This window comes from Streptomyces sp. LE64 (assembly GCF_052606915.1).
Genome location: NZ_CP199708.1, coordinates 5,655,462 through 5,674,043 on the forward strand (window position 1 = coordinate 5,655,462; position 18,582 = coordinate 5,674,043).

The window sequence follows — 18,582 nt, forward strand, 5'->3', positions numbered from 1 at the left end:
ACAGGCGGTGACTTCCGGGCCGGGCAACCTCGTCTACTTCAGCAGCGGGCTCGTCCTGCTGCTGGCCTGCGCGGTGAAGGTGCCGGCCCTGATCCGACGCCCGGACAACGCCCTGCTGCGGGCCGCCTGCCGGCTGCTGCTCGCCGGCGGCTGCATCATGTTCCTCGCCGCCCCGCAGACCATCGTCGCGCTCAACCGGTGGAGCGGGATCACCAACCTCTCCGCCCCCGTGGTGTACGCGACGCTGACCGCCTACTCCGGGTCGAGCCTCCTGTTGATCATCCACTGGAGACCGGCACCCCCCGAGCAGACCCGGCGCCTCGCACGGTGGTGCGTGATCGCCTACGCCCTCGCCGTCGCCGCCGTCTTCCTCCTGTTCTGGGCCGGTGACGCCCCGGTGGAACAGGTCACGCTGTTCGACGCGCACTACGCCAACACCCCGTTCATCCGGGAGATGATCGTCACCTACCTGGTCGCCCACGGAGTGGCGGCGATCGCCAACGTCGTCCTGTGCTGGCGCTGGTCGAAGCAGATCCGCGGCTCGCTGCGGGCGGGACTGCGCCTGCTCGTCGTGGCCTACCTGCTCCACCTCTGCTACGACGGCACCCGACTGGTCGCCGTGGCCGCCCGGTGGACCGGCCGCGACCTGGACTTCCTGGTCGACGAGGTCTCCCCCCGGTTCGTCGCCGCATCCGCGTTCATCGGCGCCATCGGCTTCACCCTGCCGCTCTTCGGACCGCGACTCGCGGCCGCCGCCCGGGCGGTGCACCAACTGCGACAACTCGCCCCCCTGAGCCGGGCGCTGCGGAACGTGTCCGCCCCCGGTGCCGTCCGGAGCCTGCTCCCGTGGTGGCGCACCTCGCCCGCAGTGCTCCTGACGAGCCGGAAGACCGCCCTGTACGACGCGGTCCTGGCCCTCGCGCCCTACTGCGACCGCACCCTGCGCGAGGCCGTCTACCGGGCGGCGCTCCGCTCCGGAGACCAGGAACCCTCCGCGGCGGCCGCCGCGGACGCGGCCATGATCATGGCCGCGCGGGAGCGGCAGCGCGCCGCGCCGGACCGGCTCCCCGACCACCCGCCCCCCGCGGCCTGGCAGGCGCCGGACCTGATCCCGATCTCCCTGGCGCTCGCCTCGCCCCACGTCAAGGCCCTCCACGAGCACCACCGTGCTCCCACGGAAAGCAGCACATCGTGAGCGGACGTCCGCGCCGAAGAACCACCCGAGCCGTCGTCATCGGAGGCAGCATCGCGGGCACCCTGGCCGCGGCGGCGGTCAAGGACCACGTCGACACCGTGGAGATCGTCGAGGCCCACGAACTGCCGCACGGCCCCGAGCCGCGCCTCGGAGTGCCCCAGGCCGCACACGTGCACCTGCTCCAGACCGGAGGCGCCGAAGCGATCGAGGACCTCCTGCCCGGCACCCTCGACCGGCTGGCGGCCGCCGGGGCGCACCGCATGCCGATGACCACCAACATGGTCATCCACTCGCCCGAAGGCTGGTACCGCCGCTGGCGACGGGCCACCCACTACCTCATGGCCGCCAGCCGGGACCTGACCGACCACGTGGTCCGGGCCCGCGTCCTCCAGGACCCCGGGGTGACCGTCCGCACCCGCGCCCGGGTGGTCCAACTGCTCGGCGACCGCCGACGGGTGACCGGCGTGCGCCTGCGCACCGCCGCCGGCGAGTCCGACTTGTCGGCCGACCTCGTCGTCGACGCGGCCGGCCGCACCTCCCGCACCCCGCAGTGGCTGCGGCACCTGGGCATCACCGGCCTCCGGGAGGACCGCATCGAGTCCGGGCTCGTCTACGCCAGCCGCATCTACCGGGCACCCGTCCCCACCGAGGGCTGGCCCATGGTGGCCGTGCACGCCGACCCGCGACGGCCCGGGCCGGGGAACTCCGGCGGCGTCCTGCCCATCGAGGGCGACCGTTGGCACGTGAGTCTGATGGGCGCCCCCGGCGGTCACCCCACCCGCGACCCCGAGGCCTTCGAACCCTTCGCCCGCACCCTGCGCCACCCCGTGCTGGCCGATCTGATCGCCCGCGCCGAGCCGCTCACCGACGTCACCCTGACCCGGACCACCGCCAACCGGCGCCACTACTACGAACGCCTCCCCGACCTGCCCGAGGGACTGGTGGTGCTGGGCGACGCCCTCGCGGCGTTCAACCCGGTCTACGGCCACGGGGTCTCGGCCGCCGCCCGCGGAGCCCTCGCCCTGCGCGACCAACTCGCCGCCGGACCGGCCGAGGACCTGACCCGCCGTGCCCAACGCGCCGTCGCCCGCCCGGTCGACGCGGCCTGGGCCCTCGCCACCGGCCAGGACATCCACTTCCCCACCACCACGGGCCGGACCCCCACCCCCGCCGACCGCCTGCTGCACCGGTACGTCAGCCGCCTGTCCCGCACCGCCGTCGGATCGTTCGGCGCGGCCACCGCCCTGACCGACGTCCTCACCCTCCAGGAGCCGCCGACATCCCTGGCCAAGCCGGGTGCCCTGGTCAGGGCCCTGGTCGGACCGCTGCGCCGCCCGCTGGACGGCCCCCCGTTCACCGCCGCCGAGCGCCGCCTGCTGGAGGGCCTGCCCGTACGCACGCGGTGAGCGCGGGCGGTCGTCAGGCCCCGGTCACCCGGTTCACCAGTTCGCCGATGCCCTCGACGCTGACCCGGACTTCGTCACCGTCCCGCAGGAACACCGGGGGCTTGCGGCCCATGCCCACTCCCGCGGGCGTGCCGGTGCTCAGCACGTCGCCGGGTGCGAAGCTGAAGTACCGCGACAACTGCTCGACGAGTTCGGCGACGCCGGTCAACAGGTCCGAGGTGTGCCCGTCCTGCATGAGCCGCCCGTTGAGCGTCGTCCTGATCCACAGGTCCTCCGGGTCGGCGATCTCGTCCGCGGTCACCACGGCGGGCCCCATCGGGCAGAAGGTCGGGAACTGCTTGCCCAGCAACATGTCGCTCCAGGTCACACGCCCCTCTTCCGGAGTCAGGGCACTGTTGATCGCGGGGAAGCCGTCACGGGCCGACACGTCGTTGATGATGGTGTAGCCGCCGATGTGGTCCAGGGCGTCCACGGCCTTCACACCGTGACAGGTACGGCCGAACACCACGCAGAACTCGCCCTCGAAATCGACCATGTCCGGGGCCGCGGCGGGGATGCGGATCGGCGCCCCGGGCCCGGTCACCGCGTGCGGCGACTTGACGAACCACGCCGGCTTCTTGGGCGGCTCCCCGCCCATCTCCCGTACGTGACTGGCGTAGTTGACACCGGCGGCGACGATCAGCACGCGTTCGCCGAGCGGGGCCAGCAGCGTGACGGGCCCGGGGAGCAGCCACCCCCGGTCCCGGGCGCGCCGGGGATCGGCGGTGACCTCCGCCAGCACGCCGCGTATGGAGTCCTGGTAGTCCTGCCCGCGCCGGAAGACGTCCGCGACGGAGGAGGGCACCGGGACGCGATGGGCGTCCAGGACCCGGGACAGGTCGACCACGCCCAGGTCGGGGAGGTCGACGCCGGGGGCCGGCCGACCGGACGGGTCCGCAAAACTGACGAGACGCACGAGGTTCCTCCAAGCTGTGTCGGGGCCCGCGGTGCGCCGTGGTGCGACGACCGGGCCCCGGCGGTCGGGGTGGGGCGCCGGCCCCGCCGTGGAGCGGTCGGGGCCGGCCGGGTGACGCGGCGCGCCGGGCCTGCGGCTACGTGAAGCTCTCCGGCGGGAAGGTGCCCCACTCGTCCGCCGATCGCGGGTCGGTGACCGACCAGTGCGTCGGCGAGTAGTTCTCGTCGTCGAGGATCGTCATCTCCTCCGAGGAGAACTCCATGATGTGCCCCACGTGGTCGCGGAAGTAGACCGCCATGTTGTGGCCCGGGCCGTGGCGCACCGGTCCCCAGAGGACCTCGACGCCGCTCCGGGTCATCGACTCGAAGGTCTCCAGCACGGCGGCCCCGTCCTTGACGGTGAACTGCACGTGGTGCAGGCCGTTCACATCGGCCCGGGCCAGCGCCATGCAGTGGTAGAGCTTGCTGCCACGGAAGAAGGCCATCAGCGCGGAGGAGTCGGGCAGTTGGATCTGGGAGCTCTCCATCAGACCCAGCTTGGTCTTCACGTACTCGATCTCGCCCTCCATGTCGACCGTGCGCAGCACGACGTGGTCCGAGGCGATCGGGGCGGGCGCCGCCTCGGGCCGCCGGGTCGACGCCGCGACGGGCACCTCCGGGGCGTGGCCGACCCTGAGTTCGATCGGGTGGCCGGCCGGGGTCCGGAAGCTCAGGGTCGGTCCGGGACGGAACCGCGAAGTCCCCTCGTCGCGGACGACGTCGACCTCGGCCCGGGCGAGCGTCGACGCGGCCTCCTCGAACGCCGCGTCGTCGGGGACGATGTAGGAGATGGTCTCCAGCCCGCTGACGCCCGGCGAGTAGACGAGCGAGTAGGCGTCCGGCCCGTGCCCCGCGAGGTAGTGGCGGCCCTCGTCGTCGTTGCCGGCGTGCAGGAAGCCCAGGTGACTGACGGCGTACTCGGCGGAGGCCGCCGGGTCGGGGCTGAAGAGCGAGACGTGGCCGGTGCGGAAGATGCCCAGCCCCTTCGGCTTGGTGACGGGCGCGAGTGGGCGCGGTATCTGCATCGCTTCGGCTCCGGTGTCGACGGACATCGTGCTGCTCCGATCAGTGGTGGTTGGGTGACTGGTGCGGGTGGTGTTCGTGGTGCCGGACGGGTCGATCAGGCGCGGCTACGGGCCGTTCAACAGACCACGGCCACGCCGGGGCGGTCGTTGCGGACGGACCCGGCGGCCCGGGATTCCAGGACCGAGACCAGGACGGCGATGTCCTCCTCGCCCAGGCCGCTCGCACAGGCTTCCTCGCAGATCTCCAGGACCTCGCTGAGCAGTGGCATCTCCGCTCCCGCTTCGGCCGCCGTCGCCATGATCGCCTCCACCACCTCGACGGCCCCGGAGACCGTGCCCTTCACGGGACGGGTCTGGCCTTCGGCCATCATGGGTGCGCGTACGTTGAACATCGTCGACGCGGCGGCGGACGGCCTGATGGTGTCGATCACCAACTTGGTGTCCAGGCCCACCGCCTTGGCCAGGGCGATCGCCTCGGCGGCGGCCGTGATGTGGACGAAGGTCAGGGTGTTGGCGACGAACTTCATCTTGGAGCCCGAGCCGAAACCCCCGGTGTAGATGACCCGGCCCAGGGCTTCGAGTGCCGGGCGGACCCGCTCGAACGACTTCTGGTCCCCGCTGGCGAAGACGGTCCCCTTGCGGTCGGCGACCATCGGCGGGGTGCCGCTGACCGGGGCGTCGAGCATGGTGATGCCGTGCGCCCGCAGGATGGCGTGCGCCGCCTCCTTGCGGCTGAGCGCCATCGCGCCGATGTCGACCACGAGCAGGTCGGAGCGGCCGGCCGCGAGGATGCCCTGCTCGCCGCCGATGACCTCGTCGAGGGCGTCCGCCGAGGTGACGCACGTGAAGATGACGTCGGCGCGCTCGGCCACCTCCCTGGCCGAGGCGGCGGCCCTGCCGCCGACGGCTTCGAAGTCCGCCATCGAACTGCGTCGGTATCCCCACACGGTGTAGCCGTCGGCGATGAGGTTCGCCGCGAACGGCAGGCCGATCTTGCCGGGTGCGATCAGACCGACGGTGAGGTCGGAGCCTTGTGCCGTCACCGGGTGCCTCCTTGGTACGTGCGCCGTTCGCGCAGATGGGTGGATGTGCGGTCAACGCAGCAGATAGGTGCGGTCCGAGAGGTCGATGGCGAGGTCGATGCGGCCTTGGTGCACCTGCCACTCCTCGACCCGGAACGTCCGCGCGCCGCTGCGGTGGAACGGGTCGCCCGCGGCGAGGTCCGCGGCCTCCTCGGCGCTCGCGGCGCGGACGATCAGCATGCCGCTGGGGCCGGGGTCGCCCGATACGTCGAGGAACGGCCCGGACATGAACAGCGCGCCCCGCTTCTCCAGCCCGGCGAGGTACTCCAGGTGCGCCGGGACCTGCGCGGGCAGCTCCTCCGGCCGGGCGCCGGCCTCGGAGAAGATCACGAAGAAGTGCTTCTTCAACGGCTCCACGGCGTGGCCGGAGGGCGTCGCGGTCATCTCCGCCGCCCCTTCTCCGCGGCGAGCTCCATGATGCGCGGATTGCCGTCGTTCCACAGCAGCACCATCGTCACCGAGGTGATCAGCCAGCCGGACCCGGCACGGACCAGGCCGAATGCGTAGGTTCCGTTGGTCGACGTGCCGGGGCTGCCCGCGGGGTTGGCGAGCCGCATCTCGACGCGGGCGTGCACGGTGCAGGTGGCCCGGTCGCCGTCGACGCCTATCCGGGGCAGCGACAGGAAGTGCTGCGAGGCGTCGGTGTGCACGAGGGTGGCGTTCCACCGGGCTGCCAGCTCTCCGGGGCCGAGCACGGCGGCGGGACGCCCGTTCACCGACGCGTAGTCCCAGGTGACCTCTTCGGCCAGACACCGGACGGCGCCCTCGATGTCGCGGCCGTCCAGGGCGAGGACGAAGGCGGCGACCGTGTCCTCGACGCGGGCGCGGTCCTGCGCGTAGTCGGCCGCCGGTGCGGGGCCCGTCACCCGGCCCGCCCGGGGCACCCCGCCGTCGCCGTTCACGCCTGGCGCGGGCATGCCCGCTCCTGGTAGAAGCCGAGTGCCTTCAGCACCGGGATGTCCGTGTGCGAGAACAGGATCGCCGGCTCGTTCTCGGTGTTGATGTGCTCGTGCACCGACCATCCCGGCACCGTGAAGGTGTCGTGCTCGGACCAGTCGAGCACGGTGCCGTCCACCACGGTCCGACCGCGACCGCGCACCACGTGGTAGATCGCGCTGCTGGTGTGCTGGTGCGCCTGGGTGTGCATCCGGGCCGGCAGCGCCTGGATGTACGCACCCATGGTCGGCATGATGGGTCCACCGCTGTTCGGGTTGGTGAACTCGAAGATGACGCCGTCGGTCGGCGAGCCGCTCCAGTCGTCGAGTGCGGTCTTGAGCAGCTGCTCGGTCTGGCTCCACGGGTAGTTGATGACGGGCGAGTACGGCTTGTCCCACGTCTGCCAGGCCGGGTTGAGCCGGCTGGTGGCGTAGAGCCGTTCGGTCGAGTTCGCCGGGCGCAGCTCGTCCTGGGCGCGCTCCGGTCCGTTGACGAAGAAGTTCGCCTCCAGCTTCTTGATCAGCGGTAGGTCGAGTCCGTCCATCCACACCATCGGCTCGTCGCTGAAGTTGCCGTGGTCGTGCCAGGCCCAGGAGGGGGTCAGCACGATGTCGCCGGGCCGCATGTGGGCGCGCTCCCCGTCCACCGCGGTGTACGCCCCCGATCCCTCGATGACGAGGCGGAACGCCGCCGCCGCGTGCTTGTGCATCGGGGCGATCTCACCCGGCAGGACCAGTTGGATGCCGGCGTAGAGGTTGTTGGCGGTCTCCACCTCGGGCGCCAGACCGGGGTTGATCAGCATCAGGACGCGGCGTTCCGCTTCCTCGGCGCTGATCAGCCGTCCCGCGGTCATCAGTTGGGCGCGGACCTCCTGGTACCGCCAGACGTGCGGCACCGCACGGCTCTTGGGCTCGGCGGGCAGCAGCCGCGGGTCGGTGTTGCGCCACAGCGGCTCGACGTTGAACGAGTCGAGACCGGCGTAGTACTGCTCGGCGTCGATCGCGGCCGCGGGGCCGGGCGCGACGCCGTCGATGCTGGTTCGGGGCATGTGTTCTCCAGGGGCTCGTGCTGTTCGGGCGTCGACGGCGGGGTGGTTCACCAACCGCGCTTCACCACGGGCAGGGTCAGCTCGCCCAGCCCGTCGATCTCGGCGCGCACCACGTCGCCCACCTCGATGGGGCCGACGCCTTCCGGGGTGCCGGTCGCGTAGACGTCGCCGGGCCGCAGCGTCACCACACCGCTCGCCTGCGCGATCAGCTCGCCGATGCCGACGATCAGGTCGCGGGTGTTGGCCTGCTGGCGCAGCTCGCCGTTGACCCACAGCTTCAGGTCGAGGGCGTTCGGGTCGGGCACCTCGTCGGCGGTGACGAGGAACGGGCCGATCGGGGTGAAGGTCTCGAACGACTTGCGCATGGTGCGCTCCTCCTGCTGCTCGCCCTCGGTGCGCAGGGTCAGGTCGAGCAGGACGAGGTAGCCGAAGATGTGGTCCGCGGCCCGCTCCGCGGGGACCCCGCGGGCGGGCTTGCCGATGACGATCCCCAGTTCCACCTCGTGGTGGAAGGCACGGTCCGGCATCGGCGGCAGTTCGATCGGGTCGGCGGGACCCGAGATCGATCCGGAGCTCTTGACGAAGAAGCCCGCCCGGCTCGGTGACTGGAGCGCCTGCTGATTGGTCGGCCGGTACCGGGAGTCGGTCATCTCGGCGACGTGCGCGTGGTAGTTGGCGGGTGCCGCGAGCACCTGCCCGGGACGCGGGACGGGCGGCAGCAGGTGCACGTCGGCCAGTGGGCGCTCCTCGGCAGCGGCCAGCGCCGCCCGGAGCGGCGCTTCGAGCTCGTCGAAGTGCTCGATGAGTTCGTTGATCACGTACGGAGTGCCGTGCCACCGGCTGTCGACGACGTCGGTGACGTCACGCACCGACGTTCCGTCGACGATGCCGATGCGGTACTGGTCGAAGAGTGCGATACGCATGGGGAGGGAGTTCCTTCGTGGGTGGAAGCGGGGAGAGGGGCGGTGACCGTCCGGGCGCCCGTGGTTGACGTCGTGGGCGCGCGGCGGACGTCAGTGATCGCCCTCGGGAGCCCGGGGCGGTTCCGGGGCCCAGCCGGGTTCGACGCCGGCCGCTTCGAGCAGTGCGGCGGCGGCTCCGGTCGCCCGGCGGCTGAGGGCGGCCACGTCCACGCCGAGGAGTTCGCCGTCGCGCTTGACGGCCCTGCCGGCGACGAAGACGGTGTCGACGGTCTGCCGGCTCGCGTGGTGCACGATCGAGGCCACCGGGTCGAGGACCGGGGTCATGGAGAGGTGGTCGGCACGGATCATGACGATGTCGGCCTGCTTGCCGGGGGTCAGGCTTCCGGTGACGCTCTCCATGCCGAGGGCGCGGGCGCCCTCGATGGTCGCGAACTCCAGCACGTCACGGACGGAGACGTCCAGCTGCCACGGGTTGACCGACTCGTCCAGCGAGCGCTGGTTGGCCAGCCCGCGCGGTACGGCGAGGGCGAAGCGCATCGCCGTGAACGGGTCGCCGCCGACGGCCATGCAGGTGTCGATGCCGATGTTGGGTCTGATGCCGGCCCTGAGCAGTTGGGTGATCGGCGGCCATCCGTGTCCCATCGCGGACTCGTCCTCGGGGGTGACCGAGGCGGACACCCCCGCGTCCGCCATCAGCCGGAACTCCTCCTCGGTGAGGAGGTTGCAGTGCCCGAAGATCAGGTCGTCACCGAGGAGCCCCTCCTTGTGCAGCCGGGTCACGTTGGGGCGGCCCTCCGGGTCGAGGACCCCCATGCCTATGTGGGTGTTGATCCGCAGCCCGAGCTCGCGGGCGAGGGCGAAGTCGGCCCGTACCACGTCCATGGTCGAGCTGTCCGGGCCGCGGACCGCGAAGCCCATGGTGACCAGGCCCGAGTCGGCGGAGAAGTACCGGCTGCGCACCCGTCGGATCTCGGCCTCGTTGCTGGGGCTGGTACTGGTGAACGGCGGTGAGAGGATCTCCAGTTGCTCGGCCATCGAACCGCCGTAGCCGAAGACCGCGCGGATGCCGCTCTCCTTCAGGGCGCGCACCGACTCGTCAGTGTGCTCGGGCGAGGACTGGTTGTGCGAGTAGTCGTAGACGGCCGTGACTCCGGAGTCGAGGGCGTCGTAGGCCCCGAGCGTGGTGCCCAGGGACATGTGCTCCGCCGTCATGTGGGGACCGAGCATCCCGAACATCGTCGTGAAGTACTGGAACAGCGACCAGTCGGCGCCGATACCGCGCAGCAGCGCCTGGTAGAGGTGCCGGTGGGAGTCGATGAAGCCGGGGATCACGAGGTGCCGCGAGGCGTCGATGACCTCGACGTCGCCCTCCGCGACCTCCAGACGGGGACCGACGGCGGCGATCCGACCGTCCTCGACGAGCACGTCACCGACCAGGTCACCCACGGCCGGGTCCATCGACACGATCCGCCCGCCGCGCAACAGTGTGCGCGCCGCCGTCATGTCGTGACCGCCTTGTACCGATTCAGAGCAGAGTTCATCCCAGGACCCCTTCTACGGGCGGTGGGCTAGTCTGATAATGTTCTGCATAACAGAACAGGTAACCGTTACTCAGAACAATATGTTCGCGCCGTTGTGAAGCTGTCAAGGGTTCGGACCGCTGTACGGCACCGCGCAACTCACTCAACTCGCGTGACGCGCCCTAGACTCGGCGCCGCCCCTCCGGACGCCGGACGCGAGGAGGGGATCAGATGACCGAGCCAGCCAAGGAGACGGACACCTTGACCCCGAACTATCCGATCGGCTCAGTCGACAGGGCGCTGCGGTTGCTGTGCCTGCTCGCCGAGGAGCGGGCGATCCGGGTCGCCGACGCCGGCCGCCGGATCGGGGTGGCCCGCTCGACGGCGCACCGGCTGCTGGAGATGCTGCAACTGCACGGATTCGCCCAGCAGGACCCGCTGACCCGTGCGTACGTGCCCGGCCCGAGGTTGCTGGAGATCGGGGCGGGGGCGCTACAGAACCTCGACATCCGGGCGATCGCCAGGCCCGTGCTGGAGGACCTGGTGGAGGAGGTCCAGGAGTCGGCGCACCTGGTGATCCTCTCCGGTGCGGACATGCTCATCATCGACGCCGTGGAGAGCCCGCGGGCGCTGCGGGTGAGCTCGCGCGTCGGGGTCCGGACGCCGGGGTACGCGGCAGCCGGTGGACGGGCGGTCCTGGCGGAACTGCCCGAGGAGCGCGTATTGTCGCTGCTCCCGTCCGAGGAACTGGACGCGGTCACCCCCGACACCGTCACCAGCCGGGCCACACTCATCCGGCTGCTGGCCGAGGTGCGCGAGCGCGGCTTCGCCGTCTGCGTCGGGGAGGTGGAACCCGATGTGGCGACCGTGGGTGCGATGATCCCCAACGGCGACCGCATCACTCCCGCGGCGATCACGGTCTCGGTACCCCGATTCCGGTTCTCCGAGGGTGACCTCGCACGACTGGGTCACGCCGCGGTGGCGGCGGCGCGGCGCTGCGCGGCCAAGGGCTGAGCCGACGGCGCTGGCGCGCTCCGCCGGGCGTCGCGCACCCGGAACGGCATCTGCGGCGGCGATGCCACCCCCGTACCGCCTGCCCTGCCGGGCCGTCGCGGGGTGCCCACCTGAACGGCTGCCGAGGGGTGACCGGGGCCCGCTCCGCCGCTGGGCTCGTTCGGCCAAGTAGCCGGCTGACAGGTGTGATTGAGCCAACTGTCCCGAAGGGTGCCGGCGCCTTGTCGAGTCGTCCGACGGGGTGTCTACTCGCTGAACACAAGCAGGCAAACCAACGCAAGGTGTACATAGGTACGGAGGTGGTCGGGCATGATCGTGAATGCTGTGTCCTCGGCTGGGTCACGTGACGCGGACGGTGTCGACGAGGGAGTGCTGCGGACGCTGGGGGAGGTCGAGCGGCGGGTGCTGTGGTTGTCCACGGCGATCATCGACCAGGCGAACCGGGTGCGGCCCAATCCCGAGGGGCTCAAGGTCGGTGGTCACCAGGCGTCCAGTGCCTCCATGGTGTCGATCATGACCTCCCTGTGGTTCCACCACCTCGGCGCGCACGACAGGGTCTCCGTCAAGCCGCACGCCTCGCCGGTCCTGCACGCCGTCAACTACCTGCTCGGCGAGTTGGACGAGTCCTACCTGAGCACGCTGCGCTCCTTCGGCGGGTTGCAGAGCTATCCCAGTCGTTCCAAGGACCCGGACCCGGTGGACTACTCGACCGGGTCGGTGGGCATCGGGGCCACGGCACCGGTCTGGGCGGCGATCGCCCGTCGGTACGTGGACGGCCGCTTCGGCCAGGCCGGTCGGGGGCGTCAGTTCTCGCTGCTCGGCGACGCCGAACTCGACGAGGGCGCGATCTGGGAGACGGTCCAGGACCCGATGGTGGCCGGTCTCGGCGAGGTCGTGTGGATCGTCGACCTCAACCGGCAGTCCCTGGACCGGGTCGTCCCCCACCAGGCCGCCGACCGGCTCCAGGGCATGTTCGACGCCGCCGGTTGGCAGGTGCTCACCCTCAAGTACGGGCGCCTGCTGGAGGAACTGTTCACCCGCCCCGGCGGCGAGGCGCTACGGGTCCGCATCGACTCCATGGGCAACCCCGAGTACCAGCGACTCCTGCGTTGCAGCCCCGCGGAACTGCGCGACCGGCTGCCCGGCACCGGATCCACCCGCGAACCGATCGCCGCCCTCATCGCCCCGCTCGACGACACCGAACTCCGTGCCGCCCTGCGCAACCTCGGCGGCCACGACCTCGGCGCCCTGCTGCACGCCTACGACAGCATCGACGACACCCGGCCGACCGTCATCTTCGCGTACACGCTCAAGGGCTACCAGCTCGCCAACGAGGGCCACCCGCAGAACCACTCCTCCTTGTTGACGGAGAACCAGATGCGTGACCTGGCCGACCGGCTGGGCGCCGACCTCGACTCCCCCTGGGGCCGCTTCCCAAAGGAGAGCGCGGCGGGGTTGCTGTGCGCCCGGGCCGCGGAACGGCTCCGTCGCCAGGACCCGCCCGCGCTACGGCCCCCCACCGTGCCCACCGACATCGGGCGCACCCCTGCCGGGACCGCCAACACCCAGCAGGCCCTGGGGCGCGTGCTGCTCGACCTCACCCGCCAGGCCCCCGAAGCGGCGGCACGGATCGTCACGGTCAGTCCGGACGTGAGTTCCTCCACGAACCTGGGCGGTTGGATCAACAAGGCCGGGATCTGGTCCGTCGCCGAACGCACCGACTGGTTCGCCGACGATGCCGAAACGATCCTGCACTGGCGGGAGCGACCCACCGGCCAACACGTCGAACTGGGCATCGCCGAGACCAACCTGGTCTCCCTCCTCGGCGAACTCGGCGCCACCTGGAGCCGCTGGGGACAGCCCCTCCTGCCCATCGGCGTCATGTACGACCCCTTCGTCAACCGAGCCCTGGAACCCTGGTCCTTCGGCATCTACGCAGGCGGCCAGTCCATCCTCGTCGGCACCCCCTCCGGCGTCACCCTCGCCCCCGAAGGCGGCGCCCACCAATCCATCACCACCCCCTCGCTCGGCATCGAACAACCCGGCTGCACCACCTACGAACCCGCCTTCGCCCTCGACACCGAGTGGTGCCTGCTCGCCTCCCTCAACCAACTCGGCAAGCCCGACGGCACCTCCGCCTACCTGCGCCTGTCCACCCGACCGGTGGACCAGACGCTGGCCGCGGTCCCCACCGACCCGGCCGCACGCGAACGTCGCCGCCGGCAGGTCGTCGCCGGCGCCTACCCGCTCCTTCGGCGTGAGGCGCCCGCGGTGACCATCGCGGTCATGGGCGCCCTCGTCCCCGAGGCCCTCGCCGCCGCCGGCCGCCTGGCAGCGCTCGGCATCCCGGCCGACGTGGTCTGCGTCACCAGCCCCGACCTGCTCTTCCGAGCCCTCCAAGCGCGCCGGGGCCTGACGGAGGGGCCGCACGGGATCCTCGACCAGGTCTTCCCCGCCGACCGGGCCACCCCCCTGGTCACCGTCCTCGACGGACATCCCCACACCCTCGCCTTCCTCGGCACCATCAACAACACGCCCGTCACCACGCTCGGCGTCACCCGCTTCGGCCAGTCCGGCACCATCCAGGACGTCTACCGCCACCACCACATCGACACCGACAGCATCGTCACCGCCGCCCTCGACCTCACCTCCTAATGCTGTTGTCAAGCGGCGACTGTGACAGGGAGTTCACGTTGGAAGCGCTGTCCGTCACGGATGAGGGCCCACAGGACGTTGACCCGTCGTCGGGCCAGGGCGAGGACGGCCTGGGTGTGCCGCTTGCCCTCAGCGCGCTTGCGTTCGTAGAAGCGGCGCGACTCCTCGCAGCTGCGGATGCTGATGAGCGCGGAGGTGTAGAAGACGCGCTGCAGGCCGCGGTGGTAGCGCCGGGGGCGGTGCAGGTTGCCGCTGACGTTGCCGGAATCGCGGGGCATCGGGGCGACCCCGGCGAAGCCCGCCAGGTGGTCGGCGCTGCCGAAGCGGCTCATGTCGCCGGCGGTGGCGGCCAGGAACTCCGCTCCCAGCAGGGGGCCGATGCCGGGCATGCTGGCGATCACGTCGGCGAGGTCGTGTTCGCGAAACCGGGCCGCAACGAGCTTGTCGATCTCTGCGATCTGCTCGTTGAGGCCCATCACCTCCTTCGCCAGGGTGTGGATCACCTGCGCGGCGACCTTCTCCCCGGGGAGGGCGGTGTGCTGGCGCTCGGCGGCTGTCAGGGCGGCCTGGGCCAGCGTGTCGGCCCCGCGGACCTTGCGATTGCGCAGCCAGGTCTCCAGCCGGCTGCGGCCGGTCCGGCGCAGGGAGGCCGGTGTCTGGTAGCCGGTCAGCAGAACCAGCGGGCCGACGTTACCCAGGTCCAGGGCGCGCTCCAACGCGGGGAAGATGCTGGTGAGTTGGCCGCGGAGGCGGTTGATCCGGCGGGTGCGGTCGGCGTTCAGGTCGGCGCGGCGGTTGGTGAGGATCCTCAGCTCGACGGCGTGCTCGTCGTCCGGCCGGATGACGGCCAGGTCCCGGCGCATCCGGGCCTGGTCGGCGATGACGGTGGCGTCCTTCGCGTCAGTCTTGCCCATGCCCCGGTAGCCGGCCGAGGCCCGGTTGACCGCCAGGCCGGGTATGTAGACCAGTTGCTGGCCGTGGTTGAGGAGCATGTTGATCAGCAGGGCGGCCATGCCGTCGGCGACGTCGACCGCCCAGACCACGTTCTCGTCGATGGCCAGTACGTCGGCGAGCAGGGCCAGCAGTTCCGGCTCGTCGTTCAGGACCCGGCGCGAGAGCAGCTTCCTGCCCTCTGTGTCCAGGACCACGCAGTGGTGGTGGGTCTTGCCGATGTCCGTCCCCGCCCAGATCTGGACCACCTGTTCCTCCGGTCGTTCGATGTGCACTGTTCGTCCGGACGACCTCGCCAGCGTGGTCCTACTCAGCGATGCACCCGAGGGGCCCGCAGCTCCTAATCAGCGGTCGAGTCGTCGTGAGACACCGGGCGGCCAGGTGAGCTGAACCATCGAGGGCAACCGACTGAAAGCCATACCCGGTGTCTCTGGATCTCTGGACCCTACGACGGCCCGTCCGACCCACCAACAACGTAGGACCGACTGACGCCCGGGACGGGCCGCACCCCGACCGCGGCGCTTCGGGTCCCGATCCGGAATCCGAGGCCCCGCGGGCCCGGCCCGCGGGGCGGCGGGCGGGAACCGCTCGGGGCCCCGGTCGGCGGATGCGTACCGAGCCACGCCGTATAGCCTGGGCGAATGCTGACCGAGGTGACCGCCACCCGCTACATCGAGCCCCTGACGGCGGGCGGCTCGGTGCCCGGTGTCGTGGAGGCCGACGACCTCGGCACCTACGTCGTCAAGTTCACCGGCTCCGCCCAGGGGCGCAAGGCGCTGGTCGCCGAGGTGATCGTCGGGGAGTTGGCGCGGGCCCTCGGGCTGCGGGTGCCCAGACTGGTGCGGGTGCACTTCGACCCGGCGGTCGGCGCGCACGAGCCGCACCAGGAGGTGCGGGAACTGCTGGAGGCCAGTCCGGGGCTGAACCTCGGCATGGACTACCTGCCGGGCGGCGCGGACTTCGCCCCCGACGCGCCCCCGGCGGCCTTGCGGGTCGACCCGCTGGAGGCCGGGCGGGTGGTCTGGCTGGACGCGCTGACCGCCAACGTCGACCGCACCCTGCACAGCTCCAACCTGATGGTCTGGCCCACCTTCGGCGGCCCCGCCGTGAACGTGCCGCGGCTGTGGCTCATCGACCACGGGGCGGCGCTCGTCTTCCACCACCGCTGGGCGGGCGCCGCCGAGGCGGTGGCCAAGCGCTACGACTTCCGCCGTCACGCGCTCGGCGGATACGCCCCCGACACGGCGGCCGCGGACGCGGAGTTGGCCCCCCGGGTCACCCGCGGTCTGCTGCGGGAGATCACCGCCCTGGTCCCGGACGAGTGGCTGGCCGACGAGCCGGGCTTCCCCGACGCCGACGCGGTCCGCGCCGCCTACGTCGACCACCTCGCGGCCCGGGCCGCCGCCTCGGCGCACTGGCTGCCCACCGACTTCCCGACCCGGGACCGGCTCGCCGAGGAGGACGCCCGGCGGGCGGCGGCCACCGAGGCGGGTCGCCCCGACTGGCTCAAGCGCGTACCGGACCTGCACGGCAAGCCCGCCGCGGCCCAGGACTGGTCGACCCATGTGGACAACCCCCGGAAGGGAAGCAACCAGCCGTGACCGCGCCCACGAGCCCCGTACCGCCCGGACCCGGCCGGGAGGACGCCGGACCCGCACCCGTGCACCGGGTGGGCATCGAGTACTGCACCCAGTGCCGTTGGCTGCCCCGGGCGGCCTGGCTCGCCCAGGAGCTGCTCACCACGTTCGAGGCGGAACTGGTCGAACTGTCCCTCGTACCGGGGAAGGGCGGGGTGTTCGTGGTGCGCGTCGACGGGGAGGTGGTGTGGGACCGCAAGCGGGACGGCTTCCCCGAACCGACCGCCGTCAAGCGCCTCGTCCGGAACCGGGTGGCCCCCGGACGCACCCTCGGCCACAGCGACCGCCCCTGACGCCGAGCCCCGCACCGGCCTCGGGGCAGGACTCGTGCAGGGCGTGCGGCAAACGGTTTCCGCCGGCGCGCGCAGAAGTCCGCACGCCCTCTTGATCCTCCACGCGCCGTCAGATTCGACCGCCAGGTGGATCGTTGGGCAAAGCCACGGGGAAATTCCGTCCGCGCGGTGGCGGTGACCCCGCCGGGTGGCGTTTACTGACCGCCAACCCCTGGATCGACCGGTCCGGCGGGGGACGGCCGAGCGATGAGCAAAATGCGCACAACGATGTGCGCGGGGGGAGCAGCGATGTTGCGGAGCGCGAGGCAGAAGCCAGTGACCGGCAGCGACGACGACCCGCGCGTCCTGGAGTTGCGGGACGCGGTGTCCCGACTCCGCAAGGAACTCGCCGTGCACCCGGCCGAGTTCCCCGATCGCACCATCGCCGAGGACGAACTGGCCGCCCTGGACGCCATGGCCCTCGCCGGCGCCCCCGAGGGTTCCCGGTTGCGCCGCTCCCTCCTGCTGATCGCCGGCTCCATCGGTTCGGTGAGCGCGCTTGCCGTGAGTCTCGCCCGGGTGCGCAACGCGGTCGACCTCTTCGGCGGCCCGCCGAGCCGGTACTGACGCACCGTCTGCTGCACGGGGTCCTCGGTCAGATCGACGGCCCCGTGCTGGCCAGCTCCGCGGACAGCTCCACCGCGACCTGCTGGAGCACCGGAACGATGCGTCGGGTCGCCGCGTCGGTGACCCGACCGGTCGGGCCCGAGATGGAGATCGCCGCGGTGGTCGGTGCGTCGGGCACCCGGACGGCGAGGCAACGCACCCCGATCTCCTGCTCGTTGTCGTCGGCCGCGTACCCGTGGCGGCGCACGTCCTCCAGCGCGGCGAGGAAACCGTCCACCGTGGTGATGGTCTTCTCGGTGGTCGCCGGCATGCCGGTGCGCCCCAGCAGTGCGCGCACCTCCTCGGCGGGCGCATGCGCGAGCAGGGCCTTGCCGACCCCGGTGGTGTGCGGCAGCACCCGGCAGCCGACCTCCGTGAACATCCGCACCGAGTGCTTGGACGGCACCTGCGCCACGTAGACGATCTCGTCGCCGTCCAGGAGCGCCATGTTGGCGGTCTCCCCGGTCTCCTCCACCAGACGGGTGAGGTAGGGGCGGGCCCAGGTCCCCAGCAAGCGGGCCGCGGACTCGCCGAGTCGGATCAGCCGGGGGCCCAGGGAGTAGCGGCGGTTGGCCTGCTGGCGCACGTAGCCGCAGGCGACCAGCGTCCGCATCAGCCGGTGGATCGTCGGCAGCGGCAGCCCGCTGGACGTCGACAGCTCGCTCAGCCCGACCTCGCCCCCGGCGTCCGCCATCCGCTCCAGCAGGTCGAAGGCCCGCTCCAGGGACTGCACTCCGCCGCTCGGGGCTGCGGGCCCACGGGGCTTGACGGCGTCGACGGGGCGGGCTGTGGGGGTGGGCACGGCGCGGTCCTTTCGGGGCGGACGGGCGAGCAAGCAGCCTACCCGGCCCCCCTGGGTCGGCTGCGGGCAAGGCACCGTGTCGGCACGCCGCCCACCGGTGGCCGGCGAGGACCGGACGGCGTCACCGGTCCTCCCGTCCCCCGGGGCCTCCGCTCCGCTTCCCCGTGCTCCCGGCGACGCCGAACAGGGTGAACGAGAGCAGGATCAGACAGAGGCTCACGAACAGTTCGTGGCCCTCGAAGAACGGCACCCGACGCACCACTCCCCATTCCCGGCCGGCGTATCGATGGGCGATCCCCATGACGCCCTGGAGCAGTGCGAGGAATCCCAGCAGTTCCCACAGACGTTTCATGGACGCAGATGCTTCCCCCCTCGCCCGGCCAGGGGGGTCGGCCACCGGGTGGACGTCCGACGCCGATCGGCCGACTTCCGTCGGGCCGGGTCCGTCGATGGTCGC

Annotated in this window: 18 protein-coding genes; 7 read left to right on the forward strand and 11 right to left on the reverse strand. The window is 71.7% G+C overall.

Annotation, left to right across the window (positions count from 1 at the left end):
• The first annotated feature begins 7 nt into the window (after nucleotides 1-7).
• Nucleotides 8-1,195, forward strand: coding sequence for an MAB_1171c family putative transporter (locus ACSMX9_RS25265; RefSeq protein WP_445397251.1), 1,188 nt, complete (start codon nucleotides 8-10; stop codon nucleotides 1,193-1,195).
• Complete coding sequence (locus tag ACSMX9_RS25270; protein WP_445397253.1) at nucleotides 1,192-2,601, forward strand: NAD(P)/FAD-dependent oxidoreductase; 1,410 nt, start codon at nucleotides 1,192-1,194, stop codon at nucleotides 2,599-2,601. Before ACSMX9_RS25265 ends, ACSMX9_RS25270 begins: the two co-directional genes overlap by 4 nt.
• A 13-nt stretch (nucleotides 2,602-2,614) precedes the next feature.
• Here the strand turns inward: ACSMX9_RS25270 and ACSMX9_RS25275 are convergent, their stop codons facing one another.
• The 8 genes from ACSMX9_RS25275 to ACSMX9_RS25310 form a co-directional block, all read right to left on the reverse strand.
• Nucleotides 2,615-3,556: a fumarylacetoacetate hydrolase family protein gene (locus ACSMX9_RS25275; RefSeq protein WP_445397255.1), complete on the reverse strand. Its 942-nt coding sequence runs from the start codon at nucleotides 3,554-3,556 to the stop codon at nucleotides 2,615-2,617.
• Nucleotides 3,557-3,692: 136 nt separating this feature from the next.
• Nucleotides 3,693-4,646 carry a VOC family protein gene (locus ACSMX9_RS25280; RefSeq protein WP_445397257.1) on the reverse strand — a complete coding sequence of 318 codons (954 nt, stop codon included), beginning with the start codon at nucleotides 4,644-4,646 and terminating at the stop codon, nucleotides 3,693-3,695.
• A gap of 89 nt (nucleotides 4,647-4,735) precedes the next feature.
• The gene (locus ACSMX9_RS25285) at nucleotides 4,736-5,662 is read right to left on the reverse strand and encodes an NAD(P)-dependent oxidoreductase (RefSeq protein WP_445397259.1); all 927 of its coding nucleotides are present in this window, start codon (nucleotides 5,660-5,662) and stop codon (nucleotides 4,736-4,738) included.
• A 51-nt stretch (nucleotides 5,663-5,713) separates the two neighbouring features.
• Nucleotides 5,714-6,085: a YciI family protein gene (locus ACSMX9_RS25290; protein ID WP_445397261.1), complete on the reverse strand. Its 372-nt coding sequence runs from the start codon at nucleotides 6,083-6,085 to the stop codon at nucleotides 5,714-5,716.
• Entirely contained in the window at nucleotides 6,082-6,618 is a 537-nt protein-coding gene (locus ACSMX9_RS25295) for a nuclear transport factor 2 family protein (protein WP_445397263.1), read from the reverse strand. Before ACSMX9_RS25295 ends, ACSMX9_RS25290 begins: the two co-directional genes overlap by 4 nt.
• Nucleotides 6,600-7,685: a cupin domain-containing protein gene (locus ACSMX9_RS25300; RefSeq protein ID WP_445397264.1), complete on the reverse strand. Its 1,086-nt coding sequence runs from the start codon at nucleotides 7,683-7,685 to the stop codon at nucleotides 6,600-6,602. Before ACSMX9_RS25300 ends, ACSMX9_RS25295 begins: the two co-directional genes overlap by 19 nt.
• 47 nt (nucleotides 7,686-7,732) lie before the next feature.
• Nucleotides 7,733-8,608: a fumarylacetoacetate hydrolase family protein gene (locus ACSMX9_RS25305; RefSeq protein WP_445397266.1), complete on the reverse strand. Its 876-nt coding sequence runs from the start codon at nucleotides 8,606-8,608 to the stop codon at nucleotides 7,733-7,735.
• 90 nt (nucleotides 8,609-8,698) lie between these two features.
• Nucleotides 8,699-10,111 (reverse strand): amidohydrolase family protein, encoded by a 1,413-nt coding sequence (locus ACSMX9_RS25310; RefSeq protein WP_445397268.1) that lies wholly within the window; start codon nucleotides 10,109-10,111, stop codon nucleotides 8,699-8,701.
• Nucleotides 10,112-10,359: 248 nt separating this feature from the next.
• On the opposite strand from ACSMX9_RS25310, the gene ACSMX9_RS25315 reads away from it, so the two are divergent.
• Together ACSMX9_RS25315 and ACSMX9_RS25320 are read left to right on the forward strand one after the other, a co-directional pair.
• Nucleotides 10,360-11,142 carry an IclR family transcriptional regulator gene (locus ACSMX9_RS25315; protein WP_445397270.1) on the forward strand — a complete coding sequence of 261 codons (783 nt, stop codon included), beginning with the start codon at nucleotides 10,360-10,362 and terminating at the stop codon, nucleotides 11,140-11,142.
• Between the two features lie 309 nt (nucleotides 11,143-11,451).
• On the forward strand, nucleotides 11,452-13,797 hold the full coding sequence (locus tag ACSMX9_RS25320; RefSeq protein WP_445397272.1) for a transketolase-like TK C-terminal-containing protein: 2,346 nt from the start codon (nucleotides 11,452-11,454) through the stop codon (nucleotides 13,795-13,797).
• Between the two features lie 8 nt (nucleotides 13,798-13,805).
• Here ACSMX9_RS25320 and ACSMX9_RS25325 read toward each other — a convergent pair whose 3' ends face one another.
• Nucleotides 13,806-14,996: an IS110 family transposase gene (locus ACSMX9_RS25325; protein WP_445403094.1), complete on the reverse strand. Its 1,191-nt coding sequence runs from the start codon at nucleotides 14,994-14,996 to the stop codon at nucleotides 13,806-13,808.
• Between the two features lie 393 nt (nucleotides 14,997-15,389).
• Between ACSMX9_RS25325 and ACSMX9_RS25330 the strand changes: the two genes are divergently transcribed.
• From ACSMX9_RS25330 to ACSMX9_RS25340, 3 genes are all read left to right on the forward strand, one after another.
• Nucleotides 15,390-16,349 (forward strand): HipA family kinase, encoded by a 960-nt coding sequence (locus tag ACSMX9_RS25330; RefSeq protein WP_445397274.1) that lies wholly within the window; start codon nucleotides 15,390-15,392, stop codon nucleotides 16,347-16,349.
• A gap of 59 nt (nucleotides 16,350-16,408) precedes the next feature.
• Nucleotides 16,409-16,678, forward strand: coding sequence for a SelT/SelW/SelH family protein (locus tag ACSMX9_RS25335; RefSeq protein ID WP_445403095.1), 270 nt, complete (start codon nucleotides 16,409-16,411; stop codon nucleotides 16,676-16,678).
• Between the two features lie 288 nt (nucleotides 16,679-16,966).
• On the forward strand, nucleotides 16,967-17,284 hold the full coding sequence (locus tag ACSMX9_RS25340) for a DUF5955 family protein (protein WP_351249100.1): 318 nt from the start codon (nucleotides 16,967-16,969) through the stop codon (nucleotides 17,282-17,284).
• Between the two features lie 28 nt (nucleotides 17,285-17,312).
• Here the strand turns inward: ACSMX9_RS25340 and ACSMX9_RS25345 are convergent, their stop codons facing one another.
• Together ACSMX9_RS25345 and ACSMX9_RS25350 are read right to left on the reverse strand one after the other, a co-directional pair.
• Nucleotides 17,313-18,125 (reverse strand): IclR family transcriptional regulator, encoded by an 813-nt coding sequence (locus ACSMX9_RS25345; protein WP_445397276.1) that lies wholly within the window; start codon nucleotides 18,123-18,125, stop codon nucleotides 17,313-17,315.
• A gap of 121 nt (nucleotides 18,126-18,246) precedes the next feature.
• Nucleotides 18,247-18,477: a hypothetical protein gene (locus ACSMX9_RS25350; RefSeq protein WP_445397278.1), complete on the reverse strand. Its 231-nt coding sequence runs from the start codon at nucleotides 18,475-18,477 to the stop codon at nucleotides 18,247-18,249.
• Nucleotides 18,478-18,582: the final 105 nt, after the last annotated feature.

What these genes read in the sequence shown, in the direction of transcription:
- ACSMX9_RS25280 (WP_445397257.1), bottom strand. Translation starts at nt 4,646, where the DNA reads ATGTCCGTCGACACCGGAGCCGAAGCGATGCAGATACCGCGCCCACTC.
- ACSMX9_RS25290 (WP_445397261.1), bottom strand. Translation starts at nt 6,085, where the DNA reads ATGACCGCGACGCCCTCCGGCCACGCCGTGGAGCCGTTGAAGAAGCAC.
- ACSMX9_RS25295 (WP_445397263.1), bottom strand. Translation starts at nt 6,618, where the DNA reads ATGCCCGCGCCAGGCGTGAACGGCGACGGCGGGGTGCCCCGGGCGGGC.
- ACSMX9_RS25300 (WP_445397264.1), bottom strand. Translation starts at nt 7,685, where the DNA reads ATGCCCCGAACCAGCATCGACGGCGTCGCGCCCGGCCCCGCGGCCGCG.
- ACSMX9_RS25305 (WP_445397266.1), bottom strand. Translation starts at nt 8,608, where the DNA reads ATGCGTATCGCACTCTTCGACCAGTACCGCATCGGCATCGTCGACGGA.
- ACSMX9_RS25310 (WP_445397268.1), bottom strand. Translation starts at nt 10,111, where the DNA reads ATGACGGCGGCGCGCACACTGTTGCGCGGCGGGCGGATCGTGTCGATG.
- ACSMX9_RS25315 (WP_445397270.1), top strand. Translation starts at nt 10,360, where the DNA reads ATGACCGAGCCAGCCAAGGAGACGGACACCTTGACCCCGAACTATCCG.
- ACSMX9_RS25320 (WP_445397272.1), top strand. Translation starts at nt 11,452, where the DNA reads ATGATCGTGAATGCTGTGTCCTCGGCTGGGTCACGTGACGCGGACGGT.
- ACSMX9_RS25330 (WP_445397274.1), top strand. Translation starts at nt 15,390, where the DNA reads ATGCTGACCGAGGTGACCGCCACCCGCTACATCGAGCCCCTGACGGCG.
- ACSMX9_RS25340 (WP_351249100.1), top strand. Translation starts at nt 16,967, where the DNA reads ATGTTGCGGAGCGCGAGGCAGAAGCCAGTGACCGGCAGCGACGACGAC.
- ACSMX9_RS25350 (WP_445397278.1), bottom strand. Translation starts at nt 18,477, where the DNA reads ATGAAACGTCTGTGGGAACTGCTGGGATTCCTCGCACTGCTCCAGGGC.